Origin of the sequence: Microcoleus sp. w1-18aA5 (genome assembly GCF_036701705.1) — a bacterium.
In the GTDB taxonomy this organism is placed as follows: Bacteria; Cyanobacteriota; Cyanobacteriia; order Cyanobacteriales; family Microcoleaceae; genus Microcoleus.
In genome coordinates this window covers 97,549-122,826 of the sequence record NZ_JAUPTE010000003.1, presented here as the reverse complement: position 1 = coordinate 122,826, position 25,278 = coordinate 97,549, and the positions used below count along the sequence as shown (strand labels likewise).

General features: G+C 46.4%; 23 protein-coding genes and 1 riboswitch. Of the genes, 15 read left to right on the top strand and 8 right to left on the bottom strand.

What is annotated here, in order from left to right:
• The first annotated feature begins 141 nt into the window (after positions 1-141).
• From opcA to Q5691_RS02185, 8 genes are all read left to right on the top strand, one after another.
• Positions 142-1,506, top strand: coding sequence for a glucose-6-phosphate dehydrogenase assembly protein OpcA (gene opcA, locus Q5691_RS02220; RefSeq protein WP_333343832.1), 1,365 nt, complete (start codon positions 142-144; stop codon positions 1,504-1,506).
• Positions 1,507-1,862: 356 nt separating this feature from the next.
• Positions 1,863-3,392 (top strand): cobyrinate a,c-diamide synthase, encoded by a 1,530-nt coding sequence (locus Q5691_RS02215; protein WP_333343831.1) that lies wholly within the window; start codon positions 1,863-1,865, stop codon positions 3,390-3,392.
• Between the two features lie 218 nt (positions 3,393-3,610).
• Complete coding sequence (locus Q5691_RS02210) at positions 3,611-4,102, top strand: ureidoglycolate lyase (protein WP_333213344.1); 492 nt, start codon at positions 3,611-3,613, stop codon at positions 4,100-4,102.
• 411 nt (positions 4,103-4,513) lie between these two features.
• Positions 4,514-4,822, top strand: a complete 309-nt coding sequence (locus tag Q5691_RS02205) for a hypothetical protein (RefSeq protein WP_333213343.1) — start codon at positions 4,514-4,516, stop codon at positions 4,820-4,822.
• 11 nt (positions 4,823-4,833) lie between these two features.
• Positions 4,834-5,286 carry a hypothetical protein gene (locus Q5691_RS02200; RefSeq protein WP_333213342.1) on the top strand — a complete coding sequence of 151 codons (453 nt, stop codon included), beginning with the start codon at positions 4,834-4,836 and terminating at the stop codon, positions 5,284-5,286.
• Complete coding sequence (locus Q5691_RS02195) at positions 5,287-5,844, top strand: KGK domain-containing protein (RefSeq protein WP_333343830.1); 558 nt, start codon at positions 5,287-5,289, stop codon at positions 5,842-5,844. It abuts the gene before it with no gap.
• Between the two features lie 117 nt (positions 5,845-5,961).
• Positions 5,962-6,138 (top strand): DUF4089 domain-containing protein, encoded by a 177-nt coding sequence (locus tag Q5691_RS02190; protein WP_190732723.1) that lies wholly within the window; start codon positions 5,962-5,964, stop codon positions 6,136-6,138.
• Between the two features lie 24 nt (positions 6,139-6,162).
• Entirely contained in the window at positions 6,163-7,626 is a 1,464-nt protein-coding gene (locus Q5691_RS02185; protein WP_333343829.1) for an AtzE family amidohydrolase, read from the top strand.
• A gap of 11 nt (positions 7,627-7,637) precedes the next feature.
• Here Q5691_RS02185 and rpsU read toward each other — a convergent pair whose 3' ends face one another.
• Both rpsU and prfB read right to left on the bottom strand, forming a co-directional pair.
• A complete protein-coding gene (rpsU, locus tag Q5691_RS02180) occupies positions 7,638-7,832 on the bottom strand; it encodes a 30S ribosomal protein S21 (protein ID WP_006632476.1) in 195 nt (64 codons plus the stop codon).
• Between the two features lie 278 nt (positions 7,833-8,110).
• Positions 8,111-9,227 (bottom strand): peptide chain release factor 2 gene (gene prfB, locus Q5691_RS02175; protein WP_333213339.1). Its coding sequence is split into 2 segments (ribosomal slippage): positions 8,111-9,154 and positions 9,156-9,227, totalling 1,116 coding nucleotides; the frame shifts between segments, so codons are not numbered across the junction.
• Positions 9,228-9,433: 206 nt separating this feature from the next.
• On the opposite strand from prfB, the gene Q5691_RS02170 reads away from it, so the two are divergent.
• Positions 9,434-10,180 carry a Uma2 family endonuclease gene (locus Q5691_RS02170; RefSeq protein WP_333213338.1) on the top strand — a complete coding sequence of 249 codons (747 nt, stop codon included), beginning with the start codon at positions 9,434-9,436 and terminating at the stop codon, positions 10,178-10,180.
• Between the two features lie 78 nt (positions 10,181-10,258).
• Here Q5691_RS02170 and Q5691_RS02165 read toward each other — a convergent pair whose 3' ends face one another.
• Together Q5691_RS02165 and Q5691_RS02160 are read right to left on the bottom strand one after the other, a co-directional pair.
• Positions 10,259-11,842, bottom strand: coding sequence for a tetratricopeptide repeat protein (locus tag Q5691_RS02165; RefSeq protein ID WP_333343828.1), 1,584 nt, complete (start codon positions 11,840-11,842; stop codon positions 10,259-10,261).
• A 250-nt stretch (positions 11,843-12,092) separates the two neighbouring features.
• Positions 12,093-12,821: a Bax inhibitor-1 family protein gene (locus Q5691_RS02160; RefSeq protein WP_333177599.1), complete on the bottom strand. Its 729-nt coding sequence runs from the start codon at positions 12,819-12,821 to the stop codon at positions 12,093-12,095.
• Between the two features lie 505 nt (positions 12,822-13,326).
• Here Q5691_RS02160 and Q5691_RS02155 point away from each other — a divergent pair.
• Positions 13,327-13,650, top strand: coding sequence for a PEP-CTERM sorting domain-containing protein (locus tag Q5691_RS02155; RefSeq protein WP_333213336.1), 324 nt, complete (start codon positions 13,327-13,329; stop codon positions 13,648-13,650).
• Between the two features lie 85 nt (positions 13,651-13,735).
• Here the strand turns inward: Q5691_RS02155 and bchD are convergent, their stop codons facing one another.
• Entirely contained in the window at positions 13,736-15,844 is a 2,109-nt protein-coding gene (gene bchD / locus Q5691_RS02150; RefSeq protein WP_333227699.1) for a magnesium chelatase ATPase subunit D, read from the bottom strand.
• A 34-nt stretch (positions 15,845-15,878) separates the two neighbouring features.
• The gene (locus tag Q5691_RS02145; RefSeq protein WP_333213334.1) at positions 15,879-17,162 is read right to left on the bottom strand and encodes a HAMP domain-containing sensor histidine kinase; all 1,284 of its coding nucleotides are present in this window, start codon (positions 17,160-17,162) and stop codon (positions 15,879-15,881) included.
• A 207-nt stretch (positions 17,163-17,369) separates the two neighbouring features.
• On the opposite strand from Q5691_RS02145, the gene Q5691_RS02140 reads away from it, so the two are divergent.
• Positions 17,370-18,707 (top strand): ArsB/NhaD family transporter, encoded by a 1,338-nt coding sequence (locus tag Q5691_RS02140; RefSeq protein ID WP_333213333.1) that lies wholly within the window; start codon positions 17,370-17,372, stop codon positions 18,705-18,707.
• A gap of 58 nt (positions 18,708-18,765) precedes the next feature.
• Here the strand turns inward: Q5691_RS02140 and Q5691_RS02135 are convergent, their stop codons facing one another.
• Positions 18,766-19,959 carry a HAMP domain-containing sensor histidine kinase gene (locus Q5691_RS02135; protein WP_333213332.1) on the bottom strand — a complete coding sequence of 398 codons (1,194 nt, stop codon included), beginning with the start codon at positions 19,957-19,959 and terminating at the stop codon, positions 18,766-18,768.
• Between the two features lie 172 nt (positions 19,960-20,131).
• Positions 20,132-20,344: riboswitch (cyclic di-AMP (ydaO/yuaA leader) on the top strand.
• A 99-nt stretch (positions 20,345-20,443) separates the two neighbouring features.
• On the opposite strand from Q5691_RS02135, the gene ntrB reads away from it, so the two are divergent.
• From ntrB to Q5691_RS02115, 4 genes are all read left to right on the top strand, one after another.
• Positions 20,444-21,292, top strand: coding sequence for a nitrate ABC transporter permease (gene ntrB / locus Q5691_RS02130; RefSeq protein ID WP_333343827.1), 849 nt, complete (start codon positions 20,444-20,446; stop codon positions 21,290-21,292).
• Between the two features lie 153 nt (positions 21,293-21,445).
• Positions 21,446-22,873 (top strand): ABC transporter substrate-binding protein, encoded by a 1,428-nt coding sequence (locus Q5691_RS02125; protein WP_333343826.1) that lies wholly within the window; start codon positions 21,446-21,448, stop codon positions 22,871-22,873.
• A 262-nt stretch (positions 22,874-23,135) separates the two neighbouring features.
• A complete protein-coding gene (locus Q5691_RS02120) occupies positions 23,136-23,975 on the top strand; it encodes a nitrate ABC transporter ATP-binding protein (protein WP_333311603.1) in 840 nt (279 codons plus the stop codon).
• A 46-nt stretch (positions 23,976-24,021) separates the two neighbouring features.
• Positions 24,022-24,807, top strand: a complete 786-nt coding sequence (locus Q5691_RS02115; RefSeq protein ID WP_333311602.1) for a universal stress protein — start codon at positions 24,022-24,024, stop codon at positions 24,805-24,807.
• A 210-nt stretch (positions 24,808-25,017) separates the two neighbouring features.
• On the opposite strand, the gene Q5691_RS02110 is transcribed toward Q5691_RS02115, so the two are convergent.
• Positions 25,018-25,236: a hypothetical protein gene (locus Q5691_RS02110; protein WP_006632461.1), complete on the bottom strand. Its 219-nt coding sequence runs from the start codon at positions 25,234-25,236 to the stop codon at positions 25,018-25,020.
• Between the last annotated feature and the right edge of the window lie 42 nt (positions 25,237-25,278).

Genomic DNA, 25,278 nt, shown 5'->3' with positions numbered 1-25,278 from the left:
GATTTTAGATTTTAGATTTTAGATTTACTGCACAGATGAATCTGAGAGCTTAAACTAGGGTCTAAAATTTGGGGATCTCCACGACTACTGAACTAATGACCAATCACTGATGACTAAAAACTGACAAAGGAGAAAAAACCGATGACGATGACACCGATGAAAGCTCCGCCTCTGGTTTCGCTACAAAGTCCTAAAGATGTGTCGATCGACCAAATAGAGGCCGAATTGAGTCAAATTTGGGAAAGTTACAGAGAATCGGGGTCAAAGGGCGATGTTCCGATCGCTAGTAGGGCAACAACTTTTACTTTTATAGTCTACGAACCGGAAGAAACTCAGCGTTTATTAGCGGATCTGGGGTTTTACGACGGGCCGGTGGACGGTATTACCGGGCCGATGACGGCATCTAGCATCAGGGCGGCTCAAAAAGCTTACGGGCTGCCGAGAACTGGCAAACCTAATGCTGAATTGCTGGCGACTTTGCGGGAAGAAGTGGCTCGCAAAAATTCAAATGGCGAGGAGATGGGATCGAGTGGTTTGGGTTCGGGGGGTTCGGGGGTGGCTGACGCGATTGTCGCTGCGAATCCCTGCCGGATTATTGCTCTGTGCCCGACGGCGGGGGAAGATACGGGCGTGCAGGCTCAAGTCGCGGCTTATTGTCCGGTTCACAAGCGCACCACTGGCAATCTGATCTGCTGCGAGTACATTACGCTGCGGGGTACGGAAGCTGCTTTGGAACGGGTGAGCGGCATCGTGACGGCGTTAACTATCGGTGATTTGCCGACGCTGCTGTGGTGGAAAGCGAATCCTGATGCCGATCGAGGTTTGTTCCAGCGGCTGGCGGCAATTAGCAGTTCTGTGATTGTTGACTCTAGCAGCTTTGCCGAGTGTGAAGCCGAATTGCTGTTGATGCAAAGTCTGATCGAGGAGGGAATTCCGATCGCGGATCTGAATTGGCGCCGGCTGGCCGCGTGGCAGGAGTTGGCTGCTGAGGCTTTTGACGCCCCGGAACGCCGCGCTGCGATTCGGGAAATCGATCGGGTGACGATCGATTACGAACAGGACAATTCTACTCAAGCACTGATGTATTTGGGTTGGCTGGCGAGCCGGCTTCAGTGGCGTCCGGTTGCTTTCAAACAGGAAGAGGGCGATTACCAAATCAAGCGAATTAAATTCGCGGGGCCGGACGAACGGGTTGTAGAAGCTGAGTTGGCTGCTATTCCTACTGCTGATTCGGGCGATGTCGCGGGCGACTTGATTGCTCTGCGTTTGAATTCTACAAACGAAAAGGCTGACTGCGGTACAGTTCTGTGTTCGGAAGCCGGTGGCTGTATGCGGATGGAAACGAAGGGCGGCGCTCAAACCGATCGGTTTAACCAGGTGAGTCCTCTGTTCGATCAGGTGACGGAACAGTTGCTGGGCCAGCACTTGCAGAGTTGGGGCCGAGATGTGCTTTACGAAGAAAGTTTGGCAGTGACGGCTCAAATGCTGAAGTTGGCTAAGCGGTAAAGAGAAGTTCGGCAACGGATTGTGTAGCGGATGTAACGGATGTCAGTTCGATGTCCGTCGGAAGAAGGAATAAGGATTGAGTTAATATTCAGTGGGGCAGGCAATGTCTGCCCTACTTTTTTAGAAGTTATGAGTTAGAAGTTATGAGTTTTGAATTAATAATGTTCTTTGACTCAAAACTCTAAATTACTTCCCAAAAGCCACTAAATTACCTCTATTCTTCTCATTCTTCCTTCGCGGTCTTCGTGTCTTCGCGGTTCGTTAAATATGTATGTATTATTTGAGAGGTTCGAGAGCAATACTCATAATTTTATAACCGATCGGTTTTCAGTATTTTTTGTAAATAATTTAGAACTATGGCTTTAGTAATTGCTGGCGAACGCAGCGGTGCGGGAAAGACTACTGTAACGATCGCCCTTTTAGCTTATTTAGTCCGTCGCGGCTTGAATGTTCAATCTTTTAAGGTTGGCCCGGATTACATTGACCCGATGTTTCATGCTTTTGTTACTGGCCGCCCCTGTCGGAATTTAGACCCGGTATTAACGTCTGAATCTTATGTAAAAAAGTGTTTTTCTCGTCACATTCAAGATGTCGATTATGCCTTAGTTGAAGGGGTGATGGGACTCTTTGATGGAGTGAGTCGAAAAAATCAGGAATCAGGAAGGCACGACACGAATTTTGACAGGGATACACGGATTAATTATCGAAGAGAAGAAGGCAATTATGATTTTTCCTTTGCTTCTACGGCTCATGTGGCTTATTTGCTGAATTTGCCGGTATTGTTTGTGATAGATTGCAGCAGGCTCTCTGGTTCTGTGGCTGCGATCGCCCACGGTTTTCGTTCTTTTAACCCTGACCTTAAATTCGCTGGTTTGGTGCTGAATCGGGTGGCGAGCGATCGACATTTGGAGTTGCTTCAAGATGCTCTCCAACCGCTCAATTTACCTATTTTGGGCGTTTTGCGTAGGGATGAGGCTGTTACTATTCCCGATCGACATTTGGGTTTGATTCCTGCTGAGGAGTTGCCGAATCTTCATGCTGCGATCGATAAATTAGCGGATTTGGCTGCTGTTAGTTTTGACTGGGAGCAACTTTTGCCTTTGTTGGCTGCAACTCGAAATGAGGGGGGTGAGGGGTCAGAGCAACTTTCGTGTAGGCACAGTCTCCCTTCGGCTATTGTAACTCAAAAAGATGATGTTGTCAACTCTTTGGGAAAACAATTTGGAGTGAGGATTGCAGTTGCGCGCGATCGGGCTTTTAATTTTTACTATCAGGACAATCTTGATTTGTTGGAAGAGTTGGGTGCCGAGTTGGTATTTTGGAGTCCCCTTGATGACTGGGTTTTTCCTGACAATGTGCAAGGGTTATATTTTGGTGGTGGTTTTCCAGAAGTGTTTGCTGAGAAATTGAGCGGTAATGTTTTAATTCGGGATGCGGTAAGAAGTGCTATTTTTTCGGGAATGCCGACTTATGCGGAGTGTGGCGGTTTGATGTATTTGTGTGATTCTATTGTAGACTTCGATGGCAATTCTTGGCCAGGGGTGGGGGTTTTGGAAACTGCTGCTGCGATGGGAAAGCGTTTGACGCTGGGATACCGAGAAGCTGTGGCGGTGAGGGAGAGTTCGGTGTTAACTGCTCTTGATGAGGTTTGGGGACATGAGTTTCATCGATCGCATTTAACTGTGGAACCGACTAATCCAGTTTATCACAGTTGGAGGTATGGCAAGCGAGGGGAAGTTGAGGCGGTTGCTGAAGGTTGGGGAGTTTGTCAGGTGCACGCTTCTTATTTGCATTTGCATTGGGGTGCTCGGCCTGATATTCCGGCTCGTTTTTTGCAGCAGTGTGCTGATTTTAATTGTAATGGTGTTTTGGGCGATCGAACTTAAATAATATTTTTTTAACGAACCGCGAAGACGCGAAGGTCGCTAAGGAAGAGGAACGGCATGATGGGTTATGTCTGTAGCGATTTGGAAGTAAATCAATTAAGTTTTTTGTGGAACAACTCGAAAAGCCTATTCCTGGCTGTTTCCAGAGTATAAATCCAGTGGTCTTACTATTTATATTAGAATATTTATGACGGATAGAGCTAGGGATGTTGGGATTTATGAGCGAATTAATTTCGACTAAGCAGTTGTCCGCCCAATGGGTGACACCGGAGAATTTTCATAGTTACGGTCAAGTTATCTTTGCGGCTGTTGATGGCAAGTCTTTCGATGGTGAGGATGCTCAGTTAAATTTGCAAAATGGTATTCCTAGATTTTACATTATGCGGCTGCACAATAAAGGTCGCAAGTTTGGCAAAATTACACGACACATTCAATGTACTCAGTGTTTGGGTTCTTTGGAGGGGAAGGATTGGTTGATGGCGGTTGCACCTCCTGGGGATAGCTATAAACCGAGTTTAGAGGATATTGCTGCTTTTCGGATTCCGGGCAATTGTTTTATTAAGTTAGATGTGGGGACTTGGCACGCGGGGCCGTATTTTGATGCGGATTTTGTGGATTTTTACAATCTGGAATTGAGCAATACTAATGTGGTTGACCATTTTACTTTTGATTTGGTAAAAAATCACAATCTGGAGTTTGAGATTGTCTGATATTGGCGATTTGTAGTTGCGCTTTCTGCGGGGTGATTCTCGTTAGAGGTTGCTTTTGTGAGTAATATTTTTTAACCGCAGAGGGCGCAGAGGACGCAGAGGAGGAAAAGGAGGGGGTTCGCAAGGAATTGAGGACTTGATTTTGCCTCACTAGGCTGAATGGCTACTAGAAAGGATAAAGTTTACAAGTGTTAAAATAAGTGCCATTGTCATTCCTGAGCAAAAGTATAGCATTGTTCTTCTGCGCGATGTGGTTTTTAATTGTGTTGGATACTGAGGATTGTTATCATGCAATTATGAGGCGGCTGCGGTTCGGTATGTAATTTCTCGGGGGAACTTGTTGGCAGAAACTGCACCTGCTAAAATTAGTTTTTATGGTATTTGACAAACAATATTTGAAGCTGTTAAATTGTGAATCAAGGTGCTATTCCCGATGAGAGTCCGAGAAATTTGCAGGAGCAACTTCTGTTGCAAGATGCTAAGGCTGGTAATTGCATAGTAATTCATTGCGGTACAGATAGATTGTTGGGGGAAGCACCGAGACTTATTGCTGTTTATGGCGGAAATTCTGACGATTGGGATAAAATGACAAGTATTGAGTCTTTTGAAATTAATGGAGCTTCCGTACAAGTCCATTGGTTTCGGAACAGTCAGACTCTTCAAGATGTGGAGTTTAAATTCAAGCGACAGTATCCCAAAACAGCCCCTAAAAATCTGTAGGTAATCAAGTTATGAAAATTCGTTGTATTGCTAAGACTGGTGCATCTCTTCCTGAAGAATATATAGATCCGCCACGCGGTTACACTAGAAAGGTTGAGTTACCGCTAACTATAGGCAAGGAATATGTTGTTTATGCTATCCGAGAATGGAAAGGGACTATTTGGTACTACATCTGCAATGATAATTATAGCTATTATCCCATCCATAATCCGGCGCCGATGTTTGAAGTGGTTGACAGCAGAATTTCTAAGTATTGGCGGTTTGAACTTTCGCCTAATGGATTGTTAATGATAGCGTTTGAACAGTGGTTTACTGAACCTTATTTTTATGATAAGCTGACAGACCAAGAAGAGGTGGAGGTTGAGATTTTTGAGAAGGTTAAGGAATTAATGGATGCTGAGGAGTTTACTTTGCCTCCGCTGGATGTTGCCGTTGAGAAGTTGCGGCAAACTGTCAGTGTTTGAGTGGGAAAAGTCCAAGAGTTAATTCATGTTTTTACGAGCTTGACTAAGATAGCGGGAAATGGTATTGAAGAGGAAGAACCAGAATTTTGTAAAAAAATGAACGAAAAAATTGAAGCCCATAAAAAATATGAGACACTAGACGGCGATGATGATGTTTTGCTATTCAATAAAGCTACTTTTACGGTGCGCCGGTTTAAAGAGCTAGCAGCCAGCAAGTTTAGAAATATATTATTGGAGGCTAATGCAGTAGAAGTTAACAAACTTCAGAAGCGGATAATTGAATTGATGAAAGAGCTGCCTATTAATGAAGAGACGAAACTTAGGGGAGGGGATCTAAACTGGAACTCTCCTCAAGAAGGAATCGAGTGTCAAATTCTCAAAATTGGTTCCAAGGGTTGGCAAAAAGGAAAGGTTCAAATCGAAGTTAATTTTAATTTAAATTCTTGGGAAACGCAGACATCTATAAAGTTTTGTCCTGATGAACCACTAGAACCTATATCGCCTCTCGATGATATCAGACAATCCGAGGAATACAAAAAACTGAGCAATAATAACTGACAGCCCGATCGCGATTACAATACAATAAGATCGCACGTATATCTGAATCTTAGATTTTCAACCGCAGATGAGGGCAGATGTACGCGGATGAACGCTGATGTTGTTTGGGATGGACTAATGATAAATATAGAAGAATATGTCGATCGCACCGCCGAACTGATAAACTTACCCTTAGACCCGGAACACCGCCCCGGTGTTGTGGTAAACTTCGAGAGAATAGCTGCGATCGCCCAACTCGTTACTGAATTCCCTTTACCTCAAGCAATCGAAGCTGCGCCAGTGTTTGAACCTTAGATTTTTAACCGCAGATGAGGGCAAATGAACGCAGATGAACGCAGATGTTTTTTAGATAAGGCGGATGCGGTTGCTACGGCAGCGGCTGTTAAATGTGGTAACGTTACAGCTACAGAGGCGGTAAGTGCTGCTTTGGAACGGATTGCTGTTAAGGATAAAGCTTTTAATTGCTTTACTGCAATCACTGCATCCAGCGCACTCGCAGCAGCCGAAAATATAGATAATTCGATCGCAAATAACCAAAACCCAGGCCCTTTAGCAGGCGTTCCCTTCGCTGTCAAAAACCTGTTCGATATCGGCGGAATTACTACTCTAGCAGGGTCAAAAATCAACGCTGACAATCCTCCGGCTACCCAGGACGCGGCCGTGGTCGCCCGACTAAAACAAGCCGGGGCTGTGCTCGTAGGTACGCTCAACATGGATGAGTACGCCTACGGTTTCGTCACGGAAAACAGCCACTACGGCCCGACTCGCAATCCCCACGATACTACGCGCATCGCCGGCGGTTCCAGCGGCGGTTCCGCAGCAGCAGTCGCCGCCGGTTTTGTACCCGTCACTCTCGGTTCTGATACTAACGGTTCCATCCGCGTACCGGCTGCTTTGTGTGGTGTCTTTGGGTTTAAGCCTACTTACGGTCGTTTGTCCAGGGCTGGCGCTTATTTATTTTCGAGTAGTTTGGATTGTGTGGGGCCGTTTGGGCGATCGATCCGAGACATCGCGCTGCTGTACGATATCCTGCAAGGCCCTGATTCTCGTGACCCAGTTTGCACTCAACGCCCGCCAGAACTTTGTTCGCCCCAGTTAAATCAAGGTATCGAAGGATTGCGAATTGCTGTTGCTGACGGGTATTTCGCCACAGGGGCCGAACCCGAAGCAATGGATGCTGTAGAAATAGTTGCTAAAGCCTTGACAAATGTCTTAGATTGTGGTAATCGAACAGAAAAAACAACAAACCCCCCAAAAATAGGGGGGCTTGCGACTGTCAGCATACCGGAATCCGATCGCGCCCGGGCTGCGGCATTTATCATTACCGCTTGCGAGGGGGGAAACTTGCATTTAGACAATTTACGCTCGCGCCCTCAAGACTTCGATCCTGCCACGCGCGATCGCTTTTTAGCCGGAACCCTGATCCCTGCGACTTGGTACTTGCAAGCGCAGAGATTCAGACAGTGGTACCGCGATCGAATTCGGGAAATATTCCAACACACAGACATCATCCTCGCACCCGCAACCCCGATAGCTGCCCCTGAAATTGGCGTCGAGAAAATGGTAATAGCCGGACAAGAAATCTTAGTGCGTCCCAATCTCGGACTGTTCACCCAACCCCTATCATTTATTGGCTTGCCCGTTCTTTGCGTGCCCGTACAGCGGCCCGGCGCTTTGCCCTTGGGGGTACAAATTATTGGTGCTCCCTACAGCGAAGCGGTGATTCTCCGAGTCGCTGCGGTACTAGAATCGCAAGGCATTATATCTGCCGAATCAATTTAGTGCTAATAATTCTAGGGTTTGTTGTTGCGGTGGAAGCGTCTCTTAGTCCTTCTGGCAATAGCTTTGCGCTTCTGCTTTTCCAACGGGGTTTCAAAGTGGCGGTGCTTTCTCATGTCGGGGAAAATGCCCGCTTTAGAAACTTGTCGCTTAAACCGTCGCAGGGCTGACTCAATCCCTTCATTTTCGCCTATTACAACTTGGGTCATTATTTCTCCTTTTGTTCGGTAGATCAAGTTTTATCATATCAAGGTTTTTGGCCGCGCGACCTGTTGAAGGTCGGGCGATCGGTCAAAACCCCAAAATCATACCAGAAAATTGGTTCGTAGTCAGGACTTCAGTCCTTCTTTTTTGCGGACTGAAGTCCTCACTACAAACCCAAATTTTCGTAGTGAGGAATGCAAGTCCTGCTTTTTTGCGGACTGAAGTCCTCATTGACTACTGACTACTGACTACTGTCAACTGACTACTGTCAACTGACTACTGACTACTGACTACTGACCAACTGATTTTCCTGCCGCAGGTAAGCTTGAATAAACGGGTCTAATTCGCCGTTCATCACATCTTGGATGGCAGTTGTTTCCACTCCAGTCCGCAAATCCTTGACCATTTGATAGGGGTGAAACACGTAATTGCGAATTTGCTGGCCCCAAGCGGCCTCCACCATATCGCCGCGAATCTCGGCAATTTCCGAAGCCCGCTGTTCCTTAGCAATCACTAACAGCCTAGCCTTGAGTAATGCCAAAGCTTTTTCCTTATTTTGCAACTGACTGCGTTCTTCCGTGCAACGGACGGCCAAACCAGTAGGAAGGTGAACGATGCGGACTGCGGTTTCTACCTTGTTAACGTTTTGCCCGCCCTTGCCGCCAGCGCGGGAAGTAGTGACTTCCAAATCTTTTTCTGGAATGTCCAACTGTACGGATCGATCGAGAATTGGCATCACTTCAACGCCAGCAAAACTGGTTTGACGCTTGTCGTTAGCATTAAAAGGCGAAATTCTGACCAAGCGGTGAGTGCCTTTTTCCGATCGCATATAACCGTAAGCGTAACGGCCGACAATTTCCAAAGAAGCCGATTTAACACCTGCTTCCTCTCCCTCGGAAATTTCCATTAAATGTACTTTGTAACCTTGACTTTCCCCCCAGCGGGTGTACATCCGCAGCAGCATTTCCGCCCAATCTTGAGCATCTGTGCCGCCGGCCCCGGCGTTAATTGTCAAAACGGCGCCGCCTTCGTCGTAGGGCCCAGATAGTAATTGTTGCAGTTCCCACTGGTCGAGTTCACGGGTTAACTGAGAAAGACTCGATGAGGCTTCTTGGAACAGGGACTCGTCGGCTTCTAACTCCAGCAGTTCTAAAATAGCTTTAGCATCTTCCAAGCTCGTTTGCCAGCCGCGATATTGGTCTAAATGAGATTTGAAGTCATTAAGTTCTTGGAGGGTTTCTTGAGCTCGATCTTGGTCTTCCCAAAATGCTGGTTGGGCGCAGATTTGCTCTAAGTCTTGAATTTTGGCTGTAAGTGCGGGGATGTCAAAGATAGTCCTGGGTTGTACCCAGTCGATCGGACAAAGTTGCGATATTGTGTTTGATGTCTAGAACTTCCACTGTTACTTTTCCTAGTTGTGGGATGTATTTTTGATTTTAGCTGAAATTGGGATCTTTCAACAAAATGTTATTGCTTCTTCCTGATTAGATATAGTGCGAATGCGAACCCGTTGAATTAAAAACTTTACCGCATTCAAAATTCAAAATTCACAAAAAGTTGCTATAGTCTAAAATCAGGTTAACGATCTCGATGGAAGTTAACTGCCATGATTTCCCCAGAACTAAAATTAAGCTTGCCGTCCACCGAAGACCTCCCCTGTTCGGACGATACGCCTGTGGATAACGAAGACCAGAATCTGCTACCCAACCTATTGTTGTTTGTCCTGACCAGCATTTGGTCCGATCGCATGGATTGGTACTTTGGGGTGGATATGGCGGTGTATCACACGACGGGAATCAGTCCCAAAGTGCCTGTCGTCCCCGACGGGTTTCTCAGTTTGGGGGTGGAGCGCCGAAAAGGGGGCAAATCGCGCCGCAGCTATGCTGTCTGGGAAGAAAACGAGGTTGTGCCGATCGTAGCATTGGAAATGGTGTCTCACAAACCCGGTGGGGAGTACGACGATAAAATGTCGATTTATGCCGGGTTAGGGGTTTTGTACTACATTATTTACAACCCCGAATTTTGGCGGCGCGATCGGCATCAACCGTTTGAAGTCTACAAGCTAATTGACGGGCATTACCGGCAGCAGATTGGCGAACCCTATTGGATGCCAGAAGTGGGACTGGGCATGGGGCGATCTCAGCAACTTATTGGGGGCATCGAGCAAGAAATTCTGGTTTGGTACGACGAGTCGGGAAATGTTTATCCCCTGCCGGATGCAGTGGCGGGGCAGATGCGCGAACTGTTGAGAGTAGAACAACAGCGAGCTGAGGGTCTACAACAGCGAGCCGAACGCCTAGCTGAGTATTTGCGATCGCAAGGGATAGATCCCGATAACCTGCCTGAATCGTGACATAAAATTCGATCGGCTTGAGCGCATTCTTCCTTGTGACTAATGACTAATAACTAATGACTAATGACTAATGACTTCTTAGATATACTGCGAACCTGTTGAATTGAAAGTTTTACCGCATTCGTGAGCGCATACGTCCAACCTTTTAGAACAGGAAAAACTTTTTGTGAGGTCTTCGCGAAACCAATCTCTGGCGATCGCATCTTTCACCGATTGAGTTCTGAGAGAATTAAAGCCATTTCCGTACTTTTCAATTAAAGCCAGCATTTGCGGTCTGTAAGTGTGGTTATAAACAGCGTATTTAGTATGGCTTACCCAACAGCAAGGCCAGAGTTCCGCTTCAAAACTGATGAAAATCTCTTGGGTGGCTTGAGTTTGACAGCTAATTTCTACATTTCGGTAGTAATTGTTTAGGCTACCAAATTTTTCTACAGCTTGGATAAATTGGTCTCCTTGGGGATTTTTATATTGTTCCAAGGATGGGGGTTGCAGTTCTTCGTTGGCTGGCTTTGATGGGACAGAAGGAGTTGCTTCTGGTGCTTGAGAGGTTTCGATAGCTATAGCTTGATACCAAGCATAATTTGCTTTTTCTGGTTGCCCCAACTGCGTCAACACTTGAGCTAAATTGCGATAAGCTCCTGCAAAATTGGGTTTAAGCTCGATCGCCTTTTGGTAATAAGCACTAGCTGGCTGCCACTGTTGCTGTTGGGCATAAAGACTGCCGACATTAGCATAAACTTCTGGAAAATTAGGCTGAATTTTGAGGGCCTTGGCGTAACAATCTGCTGCTGCTTGCATCTTCCCCAAACCTTGAACAGCATTGCCTAAAGTTTTCCAGGCTGCTGCAAAATTAGGTTGAATTTTTAGGGCTTGTTGACTGGCTGCGATCGCCTCTGAGAGCTGTCCTTGTTTCAAACAGTGTTCAGCTTGTTGGTGCAACCCAACAGCCGTCTGTGTTTGATTTCGAGGGGCTGACGCATTAGTTGTTTCTGATTGGTTGGGGCGATCGCTCTTAGCCTCTAGCTGAGAGTTTTCTGCCTTCTGGGGCTGTTGATTTGCGGACTCTTTGTCATAAATCTCTTTCGCCACAAAGCGAGAGGTAGCTTTCGGTACAAACTCGACAAATCCTAGTTGTTGGGCTAGATCTCGCGCTGCTTCTACTTGGTGCTGGTTGTGTTCAAATATCAAGTAATGCCATACAGCTTTTCCGCCAGCTTGGATAAAGGCATTAACAGATTGCATTATCCTGTCCCAGTTGGTATTTTGGCGGTAGATGCTGTTAGTATCTGCCAACCCGTCGATACTAAAAATTACGCGATCGTGTTCTCCTGTCATCGCCTTTGCCAGGGCTTGCCACCAGTCTGGATTGCGTCCGCTACCGTTGGTGTACAGGGAGATATGAGGAACTCCCATGCGGTGCAAATATTCGATCGCCGGAATTGTTGTATTGCTAGTCATAGCATCGCCGTAGTTGCCGCACATATACACCAAATCCAACTGAGAGCAAAACTCTTGTGGGAAAATTCTCTCAATATCCTCCATCTTTAATTCTGCCCCCGGCAAAATCGGGTTGCCGGTGCGGGGACACTGCGGACAAGCTGCATTACACCGGGAGGTAATTTCTACGCTGACTCTCCTGATATCTTCATATTTTAAGTACATGAGTTTTCCCCAATTAATTTGTGATTAATATTGAAATCGCGATCGACACAATTAGATAGCAAGAGTTTTGATTGAGTGATTAAAGATTAAAATTATACCTTATGTCTGTCGGCTGTGAACATGATATAAGTTTTTTGTATGAGGGACAGAGGAAACGAGGACGACTATCTTGATTCCAAATCTTAATAAAAAAAAACCGCGGCCGGATGTCGATCGAGCCGCAGTTTTTTTTAATAAGCTAAAGTTTCAATTAATCCCGGCCGTTGAGAGCAATCAGCAGGCGGAGAATAAAGATGAACAAGTTGATGTAGGTCAAGTACATCGACAGAGCGGCGGGTAAATACTGGTCGTCGCGGTAGCTGCGGGGTAATATGTAAAAATCGACGATCGCAGCGCCGGCAAATATAAACACCCCGATGCCAGAAATGCCAATTTCCAACCAAGTTGGGGTGTAGACGCCAAATAGAGAGAGCAGAAACTGACCGCCAACGACGACTAACAAAGCAATGACACCTAAACTGATAGTTTTGGTGAGGGCCATGCCGTCTTGTTCAGAAAGGTTGGAGCCAATTTGGCGGGCGGCGATAAAGGTAATGCCACATCCGAGGGCTGCAAAAGCGATGCCGGAGATGCCGACGCCTTGGGTTCTGAGGGCTGTAAATACCAATCCGCTGAGAGTGTAGCCGGAAAGCAGGCTGTAGGTTGCCAGCAGGGGCAAAGCGGTGTTTTTGTTGCCTTGTTCGGCGGCGCCGCGGGCGATGAAGAAGAGAATTAATTCTACGACGATCGCAGCAATGAAGGTGGGAAAGAAGATCCCAGGATAGTTGCGGATCACTCCGAGGCCCCCGTAGGTGCCGACAGCAGTTAAGACAAGTCCGCCGCCCACGAAGGGGAGAGCGTTGGAGATGACGTTCGGGCCTACCAGCGCGTGGTTTTTGGCCTCGCGCACGGCTTCGCGGAAATTGCTAGTGTTACTCACGAGGATTTACCTAATTTTGGCTGAGAATTTCTATCTATTATTGTGACAGCTTTACACTTTGTTTGCAAAACCTGAAATAGTTTAAAGATTTGATAAAGAACGGGGGTGAAATCACTCCAAACCAGGGATCGATTGTTTATAATAGACTGCGTACAAGTCGGTGCCGTTTCGCTGTCTCGCCGCGTTGCGCCTCGCGGCAAAACTATAATTGAGTTTAAAGGGCCGGCGCTATCTGCCGCCAAGGGCTACCTTAAAGTCGATCAATTTTGGAGGGGGGATTTACGATTGGGGATTAAGGAGTATATGCTAGAGGCATGGGCCACATTTGATTTTAGGTTTTTGATTTGCGACTTAGTTGAAACTAGGGACCAGAAACTTGAATAATCTAAAATATAAAATATAAAATCAGTTCGGTTAATTGCTAAGGTAGCTCAGACACAGGATACCGAGAAAATTAATGAATAGATCGAATTCTATCGACAAACTGCTAAATAGGTAATGTCCAATGCCCACATTTCTTGAGCGCAAATTATTGCCACCTACAGCCGGAATTTTATTGGCTGTCGCCGTTATTTCCGGCGGTCAAGCTGCCGTTGCAGCTAATGTCCGAGCCGTTTCTACCGCTGCTTCATGGCAGGGTTCAGAAAATTTGCTGCTGGCTCAGACCGGTCAACTCCCCCAAAGTACAAGTTCTTCAACCCCGAACCGGGGGACGGCAAACCGCGTACCTCTGCCCGTAAGAATTCCTGAGCCTTCGGCGGTGGTAGGGTTGGGTTTAGTTGCCGGTTCGCTGGCCCTGAGTCGCCGGAGAGTGAGAGTTAAAAATTAGACTTTTTTTGGCAAAAAGTCTAATTTTTGGATTTTTAACCGCAGATAAACGCGAATAAACGCAGATAAATGTGGCTATCAGGATTTTAGCCGATCGCGTCGCGCAGAGCATTTTTAGTCATAGCTGCGATCGACTGTTCGGTAGCTTTGGGCAAGTGATAGTATTTCCCTCCAGAAGTCTTGGCCAATTCCTTCGCAAAGCCAGTCGAAATAAACTTGCTCTCGGTATCAATCACCAGCAACTGCATTCCCAACCCACGAATTTTGGCAGCAATTTCTAACAATTCTTTCTTAATATCAGGCTTTTCTCCATCTACAATCGGTTCGCCCAAAGAACGAGCCAAAGGAATATTACCTCGTCCGTCAGTAATGGCGACAATCGCAACTTGACCGATATCTCCAGACTGCCGCGCGTTGACTCCCACCCGCACTGCTTGAGTCAAACCGTGGGCCAGGGGAGAACCGCCGCCGCAGGGCAACCGTTCCAAACGCTTGCGGGCCAAGGCTATCGAGCGAGTCGGCGGTAGCAGCACTTCTGCTTGTTCTCCGCGAAAGGGAATGAGAGCAACTTGGTCGCGGCTTTGATAAGCTTCTGTGAGTAGCTGCATGACTGCACCTTTGGCAGACTGCATCCGGTTGAGGGCCATGGAACCCGAAGCATCGACGACAAACACGACTAGAGCTCCAGCTTTTCTGGCCAAACGCTTCGCCCGAATGTCTCCCTGTTCGACAAATACACGCTTCTCTCTATTTGTGATTGATCCGGCGGTGGATTCCTGATCTGAATTCCTGTCGCGGCGGGCTTTTTGGTAGGGTGCGGCGGCTCTGAGGGTGGCGTCAACGGCGATGCGGCGGACGGGGCCTTTGGGTAAGACTGGCTTGACGTAACGGCCTCTATCTTCCGAGAAAATGGTGCTGCGGCTGCCGGATTTGCCTTGTTTGTTGGCGGATTGTTGGGCGAATAAAAGCACGCTGGGGTCGAGAATTACGCCTTCGGGGTCGAAGAGAAATTCTTCGGGAATGGTATCTTTTTCTGGTTCTTCTTCAGGTTCCGGGTTGTCTTCATCATCTTGGTCTTCTTCGTCTTCTTGCTCGTTTTCTGGTTCGTCTTGTTCTTGTTCTGACTGCTTTTGGGGAGGCGGTGGGGGGGGAGGAGGAGGAGAGTTTTCGTCTGGGGGAGTTTGGATGATGGTGGCGCGGGGTACGATGACTAATTCTACGGCGCGGCGCAGGTCTTCGGCGTTAACTTCTGTGCGTCCTTCGATGGCGGCGGCGGCTTTGGCGACGCGGACTGCGAATATTTCGGCGCGGTGTCCTTGAACGCCACCCCGGATGGCTTCTTCTACTAGGTAGGCAATTTGTTCGCGTTTAATGCTGACATCTTTGAGCCATTCTCTGGCTAGGATGATTTGGGTTTTGAGGTTGTCGGTGTCTTCGCTGTATTGATTGAGAAATTCTTGGGGGGAGCTGGAGTAGGATAAAGCTTGTTCTACTGCATAGACTCTTTCTTCTAGTTCGAGTGCGGCGTCGGCTGAAAGTACGATCGCGATGCGATCGAGCAAATGTTCTCTCAGCGGCCCTTCTTCGGGGTTGTAGGTGGCGATAAATAGAGGTTTGCAGGGGTGTTGGAAGCTAATGCCTTCGCGCTCTATTTGGTTGCGTCCTTCGGTTAATACTGTTAGCAATTGGTTGGAAATATTGTCATCGAGGAGGTTAATTTCGTCTACATATAGTACGCCTCGATTTGCTTGGGCTAAGAGTCCGGGTTGAAATACGGTTTGGCCGAATTTCACTGATTGTTCGACATCAACTGAACCTAAGAGTCTGTCTTCGGTGACACCCAAAGGAATTTGAATGAATGGTGTGGGAATTATTTCAGTAGTTAAGGAATTAGTATCGGTGGTGTGGGCATCTTGCCCGCCATTTTCTGGTAACAAGCCTGATGCTTGTTCTGCAAGAATATCATTAGGTTCGGCGTTGCAAAAAGAATCTTTAACAATTTCAATGGGTGGCAGTAATGAGTGCAAGGCGCGGGCCATTACTGATTTTGCTGTGCCGCGGCGGCCTGCGATCGCAACTCCTCCCAATCCGGGATCGACTGCTGCTAACAGCAGGGCTAATTTGATTGCTTCTTGCCCGACTACGGCGGTGAGGGGAAAGGCTGTGGTGGAAGGGCTAAGGTTGGCTGCGGGCATAGGATTTTCGGATGTAAAAATTTGAACTTAATGTTTAGCTTACTTCTTGGAGTATTTTAACTTCTAGGGGCAGAATCACGGTAAAAGTTGAACCGACTCCTATTTCTGATACTAGCTCGATTTTGCCTTGGAGCAGCGTGACGAGCCGCGATACTATTGCTAATCCCAGGCCGGTGCTTTCGGCAGGAAAGAGCTGTTTGCCGGCTTCTCCTGCTTGAAAGAAGGGGTCAAAGATGCGCTTTGTATTTTCGGGGGCGATGCCAATGCCGGTATCTGTAATTGCGATCGCCCAATTTCCTTCTCCAGCAGGGTGGCAACTTAATTCGATGCTACCAGCTTCTGTATAGCGAATGGCATTGCTCAGCAGGTTGATCAGAATTTGTTGCAGCCGCCCAGAGTCGGAGATTACTTGTGTTGGGCCGCAGTCGCTGGTAACAGCGAGCTTTAGTCCTTTAGCATCAGCAATTGGCTGCATCATTTCTACTACGGTGTTAATTACCGATCGTACATTAGTTCGCTGCAGGTTAAGTTTAATTTTTCCGGCATCGGCGCGAGAAAGTTCTAGCGTGTCATTAATCATGCGGAGCAACTGTCTGCCGTTACGCAATACTCGCTCGATATGTTCGATGCCGGGGAGGGTATCTTTGACTTCTGATTGCCATTTTTCTTTTCGCAGGAATAGTTCGGAATAACCAATAATTGAGTTGAGAGGAGTTTTGAGTTCGTGAGCCAAATGGTAGACGTTTTCTTGATGGACGCTGACAAGGCGAGAGAGTTCTTGATTGGTGAGTTGTAACTGAGTTTGAATTTGTTGAAGTTCCAGCAGCCTCTGAGCAACGTAGCTATTGAAACACTGGGCAATTGCTTCGTCTACTACGGCATCTATCAGCCGAAAAGCTCTGAATACGTCGGTGGTGGTTCCTGCTAGCAAATCTGCTTCTAATTGGGAGAATATTACTTGACGCAATAAGTGGTATTCGCGGGCTACTTCTGCGGCGTCGTAGCCTTGTTCGGCTCTGAGAAATCCGTGATCTAAACTGGCTTCTATTATTACTTTTATTTCGCTGTGTTGATATTGGGAAAGCACTGTGGCCATCGCCGTCAGCAGGTGAGGTATGTGATTCTCGATTGCTGAGTGCGGTAAGGCGTCAGCGCTTTCAATTTTCCGATCCTGACGAACTGCTTCAATCCAGTTTTGGACGATAGTATCGGTTTTTTCGGCGAGCACTTGGCTGTAGTCCATGATTTCTGCGTGGGGGTTGAGTTTGGCAGAGATTGCCCATGCTTCATTGTAGTTGAGCGATCGCCGGATCGCCATATCAAACTTCTGGCGATCGCGACCCTCCCAAAAGAAGTAGTTTTGAGGTTATTTTTTCCGTGTACCGGAGAGCTCTTGATGAGTCACTTCCAGCTTGTTGCTGCCAAAATCAGCACTTAAATTTATTGACAGAAGAGCCATAAAGTAGTATATTCACTCGAACCGAGAGTTTTTAATTTTTAAGTTTTATTTTTTTTAGGGGACTAAATGGAAAACGTGCAAGCTGTGATTGCTGCAACAACATTTATATGTGTAATTTTCTTAATAATTACAGAATGGATACACCTCACAGTTGCGGCATTTCTGGGAGCGGTGATTCTGGTTTTTACCCACGTGATGACGTTAAACAACGCGATCGAATATATCGGTCGCAGTCACGCCACGCTGGGCTTATTCTTCGGAGTCATGGTAATGGTGAGAGCCTTTGAGCCTACCAAAGTATTTGAATACTTGGCAACTCAAATGGTGCTTTTGGCTAAAGGCAAAGGCAAAAATCTATTGCTGGGTATTGTTGCAATTACTACGCCAATTTGTGCAGTTTTGCCCAATGCCACGACAGTCATGCTGCTAGCACCATTAATTCCACCAATGGCAGAAGAAGTCGGTGTAGATTTTGTGCCGTTACTGATTTTAATGGTATTTGTGGCTAACAGTTCGGGACTGCTGACAATCGTGGGCGATCCGGCGACATTCATTGTCGGTGATGCTATTAACATGAGCTTTGCAGATTACCTAGTAAAGTTAAGTTTGGGCGGGGCAATTGCAGTAGGAGTGATAGTAGTTATGTTGCCTTGGCTGTTCCGCGAAATTTGGCACAAGAACTTAGACGATTTGGAACATTTGCCCCACCCAAAAATCAATCACCCGCGAGTCTTAGCAGTAGGCGGCTTAATTATAGCTTTCGTGCTGACTTTTTTTGTAATAGGAGAGTCTCTGCCCGTGCCTATTTCACCGGCAGCCGTTGCTTTGTTGGGGGCTGCTTTGGCAATGCTTTTAGCTCACCATTCCCAAATTGATTCTGTTAATAATATTTTGCGGGATTTAGATTGGAGCACGCTGCTATTTTTTATGTCTATCTTTGTGCTGATTGGCGGTTTAGAAAAAACCGGAGTAATCGGCAGTATATCTGGAATATTAGCCATGATTTTAGGTAAGAATATTTTTCTTGGTTCTTTAGTTTTGTTATTTTTTGTGGGTTTGATGTCGAGCGTAGTGCCAAATATTCCGCTGGTAGTGGCAATGGTGCCGCTGCTAAAACAGTATGTTGTCAATGTCGGGCTTGCACCGGCAGAAGTGCTGGCGCCGGATTTTGCAGGGCAGTTTCCACCTGCTGTGCTGCCGCTGTTTTATGCGATGATGTATGGAGCAACTTTAGGAGGAAATGGCACTTTGGTAGGAGCTTCTTCTAATATAGTGGCAGCGGGAATTTCTGAACAGCACGGACGCCGGATTTCTTTTCAAACTTTTCTGCGTTACGGGCTTCCTGTGATGGCTGTGCAATTGGTGGCTGCGGCTGTTTATGTAACTCTTCGGTTTCTGATTTAAAGAAGTCATTAGTCATTAGTCAACAATTAACAGTCAACAGTCAACAGTTAACAGTAATCTAAACTCCATCCAATTCTAAGGGGAAAATTACAGTGAAGGAGGTGCCAACTCCTACTTCAGAAACTAATTCGATTTTACCTTGCAAGAGGTTGACTAATCGAGCGACAATTGCTAGCCCTAAGCCGGTACTGTCAGGCATCACAGAACCCAGGGAGTTGTTGGCCCGAAAAAATGGCTGAAAAATCTGATCGCAGTCTTCTGAAGCAATGCCAATGCCTGTATCGGTGATGCAGATACTCCAATGTTGGTCTGGCAATAATTCGGTTTTTATGGTAACAGTACCAGCTTGGGTGTAGCGAATGGCGTTACTCACCAAGTTGGTGATAATTTGCTGCAAGCGCAAGTAATCTGTCATAACTTGATCGAGAACCGGATCGCATTCAAGGGCGATCTCTAAATTTTTTGCTTTGGCCAAAGGCTCGATTATTTCGACAACAGTGCCGATCGCCGATCGCAGATTTGTGGCACTTAGCTGCAATTTTATGCGTCCCGTGTCGTACCGCGAGATTTCGAGAGTATCGTTAATTAATCTAAGTAATAGTCTGCCGTTGTTGAGGACTTTATCAATATGTGCCAAATTGGGAGCCGAATCTTTAACTCTAGGATTGTTTATTTGGCGCAAAAACAATTGTGAGTAGCCAATAATAGAGGTGAGGGGGGTTTTCAATTCGTGAGCTAAGTGAGATATATTCTCTTGACTGGCGCGAAGTAAGCGACTCAGCTCTTGATTTGTAAGTTGCAATTGGTTTTGCAAGTCCTCTAGTTCTTGGAATCTTGCCTGGGTATAGGTTTGAAAACAGTCAGCAATTGCTTCGTCGAGGGCAGCGTCAATTAAGCGATAAGCTCGGTTCACTTCAGCGGCTGAGCCTTTTAGCAATTCTGGCTCTAAAGCATCGAAAATTACGGTTCGCAGCAAGCGGTATTCCCGCGCAATTTCTTCGGCATCGTAGCCTTGTTGTGCCCTGACAGTCCCGTGGTCTAAACTTTCTTGTATAACTGCCCGAAAGTCGCTTTCTTCTGATTCGGACAGCATAGTTACGATCGCTTGTAGTACGATGGGAAGGCTGTCGCGCACGGAATCGTAGGTGAGTTGCTTGGCGGTGCCGATTTCCTCGTCGCCCCGAACAGCTTCGATCCAGTTTTGGACAATTATATCAATTTTATCTTGTAGCGCTTGGCTAAAATCTATCATTGCTTTTATAGAAATGAAGTAAGCGATCGTATTTTATATTTCTAGATTACTTTAATAATTAACTTTTTGAATTTTCTCTCAACTTTTGGGCTTCGTAGCCGAGCGCAAATAGCTACTCCTAAAGACGTATTGACAGAATTATATGCTCGTGCTAGCTTATGTTAAATTGGCTTAAAAAGTCAAGCCTAATTCAGCACTGCGCGATCAAACCAAGCGTGTGGCTGGAGCGGAGGAACCAATTTTCGGGGCGAATCTCTACAGAATTAAAAAGCAAAGTTAAAAATTGCCAAATGTGAGTGTAGTTTTTGATTTTGAAATCTAAGGAGAAGGACATCTCTCAGTCCTAGCCCGTCAGCTAACTTCGCAGGCATTGAGAAGAGACTGAAAAGCCAACTTTCTGAACAAGATAGTTTGGCTTCGTCAGTGTCTCAGGTTGGTATTGTTCAAGATTCTTGTACCTGCCCTGACTCTGAAGGAGATTAAAATGTTCATACAGCTTAATTTATCTGCGATCGTACTTGCAGGAGTTGCAACGTGGAAGCGTGTAAAACCCGTTGTCATCCGAGATGCAGTTTTGTTACCTGCTGCGGGTTTTTTGGGAATTATTGGCTTGTGGTGGATTGTTGCCAGCTTCAACAGCGATTTGATTCCCACTCCCTATCAGGCGTTAATAGCTAATTTAGATTACATATTCCATCCATTTTATCAGCGCGGGCCTGGAGATTTAGGTATTGGCTGGCTGCTGCTAGCGAGTTTGCGACGGGTGTTGGTGGGATTTTTCCTGGGTGCAGCAGTTGCGATTCCCGTGGGATTTCTGATCGGGATGTCGAAACCGGCAATGATGGCGCTCAATCCGCTGATTCAAATCTTCAAACCGGTGTCGCCGCTAGCTTGGCTGCCCATAGCTTTATCGATTTTTAATTTAGCAGAGCCGTCGGCAATTTTTGTCATATTCATTACATCTTTGTGGCCGACAATTATCAACACAGCTTTGGGAGTTTCTAGCGTTTCCAAGGATTATCTGGATGTGGCACAAGTGTTGGAAATGCCGCGCTGGAGGCGGATTACCAAAATAATTTGGCCTGCAAGTTTGCCCTACATTTTTACAGGTTTGCGGATTAGTTTAGGGATTGCTTGGCTAGTGATTGTGGCAGTGGAAATGCTGACAGGCGGTGTGGGAATTGGCTTTTTTGTCTGGGATGAGTGGAGCCGTTTGAATCTGAGCTCGGTCTTTTTAGCGGTGTTTGTAATTGGCATAACTGGATTGTTGCTCGACGCTGCTGTTGATAAAGTACAGGAATTGGTAACGCATCGATCAATCCAGAGTCATTAGTCATCAGTCATCAGTCATCAGTCATCCTCATCTCTTGACATTATCTGCGTTTATCTGTGTTTATCTGCCTTAAATCTGCGGTTACTCTATCGAGCGAAGATTTAGGCAATTGCTCGTCTATTAGTCATGGCCAATTCTTGAATCTAAAATGGTATGAGTGACAAGTTTTCCAATGAATGGAACCGCCGAGAGTTTTTGCAAGGAATGGGAATGGCGGCGGGAATGGCTTTATCGGGTTGTGGAATTAGCGCGGATCGATCGGCAAAAGGACTCACAGAAGAAGCCTCAGCCGTAAAGCCGGTTGTCGATTACCGAACCTTAGAAAAACCAAATTTAACCGTAGGATACGTACCGGTTAATGATTGTGCACCATTTGCGATCGCCTGGAAAAAAGGCTTTTTCCGCAAATACGGTTTAAACGTCCAACTCAACCGCGAAGCAAGCTGGGCAACCTCCCGCGACGGCGTAATCTTCGGCCGCCTCGACGCATCCCCAGTTGTATCCGGCGCCGTCACAAACGCCCGAGTTGGCGCCGAAGGAGCGCGCCACGCACCTCTGTGCGCCGCAATGACAATTCACCGCCACGGCAACGCCATGACGATGAACAAAGCTATGTGGGATTTCGGTTTGCGCCCGTGGCACGAATACAACGGCAATTTAGAAGAATTTGGCAAACAATTTCGAGCCTTTTTTGACAGTCAGCCAGCGGAAAACAGGGTTTGGGCAGTTGTTCTGAGTTCTGCGATTTACGAATATTTTGTCCGCTACATATCGGCGGCTGCCGGTGTCGATCCGTTCAAAGAATTTCGGGTAATTATTGTGCCGCCGCCGCAGATGGTAACGAACATCAGGATTGGCGCCATGCAGGCTTACATGGTGGCAGAACCTTGGAATACGCGGGCTATTCAAGGCAATTTGGGAGTGGGTTTTACCTTCGTGCAAGGCAAAGAAGTTTGGCTGGGACATCCCGATCGCCTTTTGGGAGTAATGGAATCATTCATTGAGGAAAATCCGAAGACTTATTACTCGCTGGTTAAGGCAATGGTGGAAGCTTGTCAGTATTGCAGCAAGCCGGAAAATCGCAGTGAAATATCGGCGCTGCTAACTGAGCGATCGTTTACGGGGGCGAAACCGAAAAAAGGGGCGATCGACAAATTTACGCGACCGGCAATTGTTGGCGACTACAACTATGGAGGGTTTGACGGAAAAGACCGCATTATACAATCGGAAGATGCAACTATTTTCTATAACATTCCTAAGAATTTGCCTCAAATACCGGGAAATCATTCAACATTTATGTGGCAGTCTCAGAGTATTTGGTTGATGACTCAAGCCGCTCGCTGGGGACAGATTAAAGAAGTTCCCAAAAATGCTGAGGAATTAGCTAAAAAAGCTTGGAGAACCGACCTTTACCGCAAGATTGTTGCCGAAATGGGACTCGATTGTCCGAAGGAGGATTACCAAGTGGAACCTGCAGAACTTTTTATTGATAAAAAGGCATTTGATCCTAGCGATCCGGTGGGTTATTTGAATAGTTTTGAAATTCGAGCCAACCGCCCTCAGTCTTTTTTTCAGTCTTAATGTTTGATATCTGCTCTCTTCCTTCTGGATTTCTCCCGCTTCCTCCTAGCTCCTCGATCCCCCCTAACCCCCCTTAATAAGGGGGGAACCGGAGCATTCAAAGTCCCTCTTGGAAAGAGGGGACAAGACCATTCAAAGTCCCCCTTAAAAAGAGGATATAAAAGCATTCAAAGTCCCCCTTATTAAGGGGGATTTAGGGGGATCGAGACTCAGCTACAAGCGATATATACAATTACCAACTACCAATTACCAGGTACATCAGATGACTCAAAATACTGCTACTTCAATCAACACCAATAGCCAAGGTTCCAACTCCTATGAATTTCTGGAAATTAACAATTTGTTCAAGTCCTATAAAAATGCTGATGGTAGCGAATTTAGCGTTTTGGAAAATATCAATTTAAGTATTAGAGAAAACGAATTTATTTCGGTAATCGGTCACTCTGGGTGTGGCAAATCAACGCTGCTAAAAATAGTTGCTGGTTTGGAAAAACAGAGCAGGGGAATGGTGACACTGGAAGGAAAAGAAATTCGGAAACCGGGAGCCGATCGCATGATGGTATTTCAGCACTACGGATTGCTGCCTTGGCTGACGGTGCGGGAAAATATTCGGCTGGCAGTTGATGAAGTTTTGCAAAGTCTTAGCCGTCCCGATAAGATTAGTCTTGTCAACGAACATCTAGCAATGGTAAACTTAACGGCAGCAGCCGATAAATATCCAGACGAAATTTCAGGGGGCATGAAACAGCGGGTTGGGATTGCGCGAGCTTTGGCGATTCGACCGAAAATGTTATTAATGGACGAACCGTTTGGAGCCCTGGATGCTCTGACTCGCGGCAAGTTGCAGAAACAGGTGCTGGACATCTGGGAAAATCATAGACAAGCTGCAATGATGATTACTCACGATGTGGATGAAGCTATCTATATGTCCGATCGCATTGTGCTGATGACAAACGGCCCGGCTGCGACGATAGGTGAAATTTTGTCAGTGCCGTTTGCGCGCCCGCGCGATCGCCAAGAGTTGCGGGAATCCCAGGAGTATTACGAACTCCGCAACTATGCTTTGAATTTTCTCGATCGCTACTTTACCCAAGACGAATAACGCCCGACGAACCGACAAAACAATTCACTTAATAGAGGTCAAGCCTGTGAATCTCAAAACAATGTTAGCGCGTTTTGAAAGTGCATTGGGATACCACAACTTAGCAGAAGAAATGGTGTTGCTGCCGGAGCCACAAGTGCAAGGTTCTAAGAAATCCAAAGTTACAAAACAGGCAAAAAGTATCAATTTTATTGTCGGTTACAATAGTTCTCCCAAAAGTCAAACAGCTCTGGACATTACCCTTTGGATGGCGCATCAAACTCGTTTAGTAACCACTAAAGAAGTCACTGTTCAAGTTGTCTACGTGATCGACGAATCGCAAAAAAGTTACCGCGAAGATAGTTGCAAACTTGCTGTAGAAAATGCCTTGGCAGCACAGCCGAAAGTGTCTGATTTAGAGGGAACATTCGCCCTTGATTGTGCAGCACCTGCACTCGCTTTACCAACCGAAATCACATCGCTATCCGAGCAAAACACTTGGATTGATCCGTATTATTTCCAAGCAATTTATGGTCAAAATAATGAGTACGAGGTAGCAGATAAGTTGCTGTGGCAAGCGCGCTGTTTGGCTGAGGAATGGCGCGGTTTATTCAAAGCTCATTTACGCATCGGGCGGGTTGCTACAGAACTGAGAAATGTGGTTGAATTAGAATCAGCAAATTTACTGTTTTTGGGCTGTGGTTCTGGCAACCATCGGCTGGTTAGGGAACTAGGCAATAATTTTCCGTGCTGCGTACTCGGGATTCCTTCGGCACTCAGCTATCACATGGATGTTCAGCCTGAAGAAAGTTTGAGCAAGTTACAGTTGGCGACAACTATACCTGCACGTTAAACTTGTTCACTCGTTGGGCCAGAATCTAATTATGTAAGGTGCGCTGCACCCTACGACTATAATTCGCGCGCCCAACCTTTTTTTGCGTAAATTCTATATCGATCAAAATTAAAAATGGTTTCCTCGCTCGAAGTCCTAATTATGAGAGAATTAGGACTTTTTTTGATTGTGGAGACTTTAAAAATTATCGTCAAGGAAAATTATCGGCACTTATCTGATCATAGACAGTTCGTTAACTAATTTTATCCTTCCCCGACACACAGAACGCAGCAGCCGATCGATCGAGCGTTTGTCTTCCTCAGTCAAATTTTCGTCAAAAATAGCAGCCATCAAACCGTACCTATCGGCTAGAGTAATGTAGCCATTTTGATTCACTTCGGCAAACAGCTCGCCCAAAGCAGATGGAATCAGGTGGACAGGAGTTTGCATAGTAATTGACTCTCTACTCGACAATCGCGCGATCGGGCGTTT

Bases quoted from the DNA above. Each gene is read 5' to 3' on its own strand.
- Q5691_RS02135 (WP_333213332.1), bottom strand. From the start codon at position 19,959: ATGATAGATTTTAGCCAAGCGCTACAAGATAAAATTGATATAATTGTC.
- Q5691_RS02170 (WP_333213338.1), top strand. From the start codon at position 9,434: ATGATTTCCCCAGAACTAAAATTAAGCTTGCCGTCCACCGAAGACCTC.
- Q5691_RS02215 (WP_333343831.1), top strand. From the start codon at position 1,863: ATGGCTTTAGTAATTGCTGGCGAACGCAGCGGTGCGGGAAAGACTACT.
- Q5691_RS02145 (WP_333213334.1), bottom strand. From the start codon at position 17,162: ATGGCGATCCGGCGATCGCTCAACTACAATGAAGCATGGGCAATCTCT.
- Q5691_RS02125 (WP_333343826.1), top strand. From the start codon at position 21,446: ATGAGTGACAAGTTTTCCAATGAATGGAACCGCCGAGAGTTTTTGCAA.
- Q5691_RS02120 (WP_333311603.1), top strand. From the start codon at position 23,136: ATGACTCAAAATACTGCTACTTCAATCAACACCAATAGCCAAGGTTCC.
- ntrB (WP_333343827.1), top strand. From the start codon at position 20,444: ATGTTCATACAGCTTAATTTATCTGCGATCGTACTTGCAGGAGTTGCA.
- Q5691_RS02210 (WP_333213344.1), top strand. From the start codon at position 3,611: ATGAGCGAATTAATTTCGACTAAGCAGTTGTCCGCCCAATGGGTGACA.
- Q5691_RS02110 (WP_006632461.1), bottom strand. From the start codon at position 25,236: ATGCAAACTCCTGTCCACCTGATTCCATCTGCTTTGGGCGAGCTGTTT.
- opcA (WP_333343832.1), top strand. From the start codon at position 142: ATGACGATGACACCGATGAAAGCTCCGCCTCTGGTTTCGCTACAAAGT.
- Q5691_RS02155 (WP_333213336.1), top strand. From the start codon at position 13,327: ATGCCCACATTTCTTGAGCGCAAATTATTGCCACCTACAGCCGGAATT.
- bchD (WP_333227699.1), bottom strand. From the start codon at position 15,844: ATGCCCGCAGCCAACCTTAGCCCTTCCACCACAGCCTTTCCCCTCACC.
- Q5691_RS02140 (WP_333213333.1), top strand. From the start codon at position 17,370: ATGGAAAACGTGCAAGCTGTGATTGCTGCAACAACATTTATATGTGTA.
- Q5691_RS02200 (WP_333213342.1), top strand. From the start codon at position 4,834: ATGAAAATTCGTTGTATTGCTAAGACTGGTGCATCTCTTCCTGAAGAA.
- rpsU (WP_006632476.1), bottom strand. From the start codon at position 7,832: ATGACCCAAGTTGTAATAGGCGAAAATGAAGGGATTGAGTCAGCCCTG.
- Q5691_RS02165 (WP_333343828.1), bottom strand. From the start codon at position 11,842: ATGTACTTAAAATATGAAGATATCAGGAGAGTCAGCGTAGAAATTACC.
- Q5691_RS02185 (WP_333343829.1), top strand. From the start codon at position 6,163: ATGAACGCAGATGAACGCAGATGTTTTTTAGATAAGGCGGATGCGGTT.
- Q5691_RS02190 (WP_190732723.1), top strand. From the start codon at position 5,962: ATGATAAATATAGAAGAATATGTCGATCGCACCGCCGAACTGATAAAC.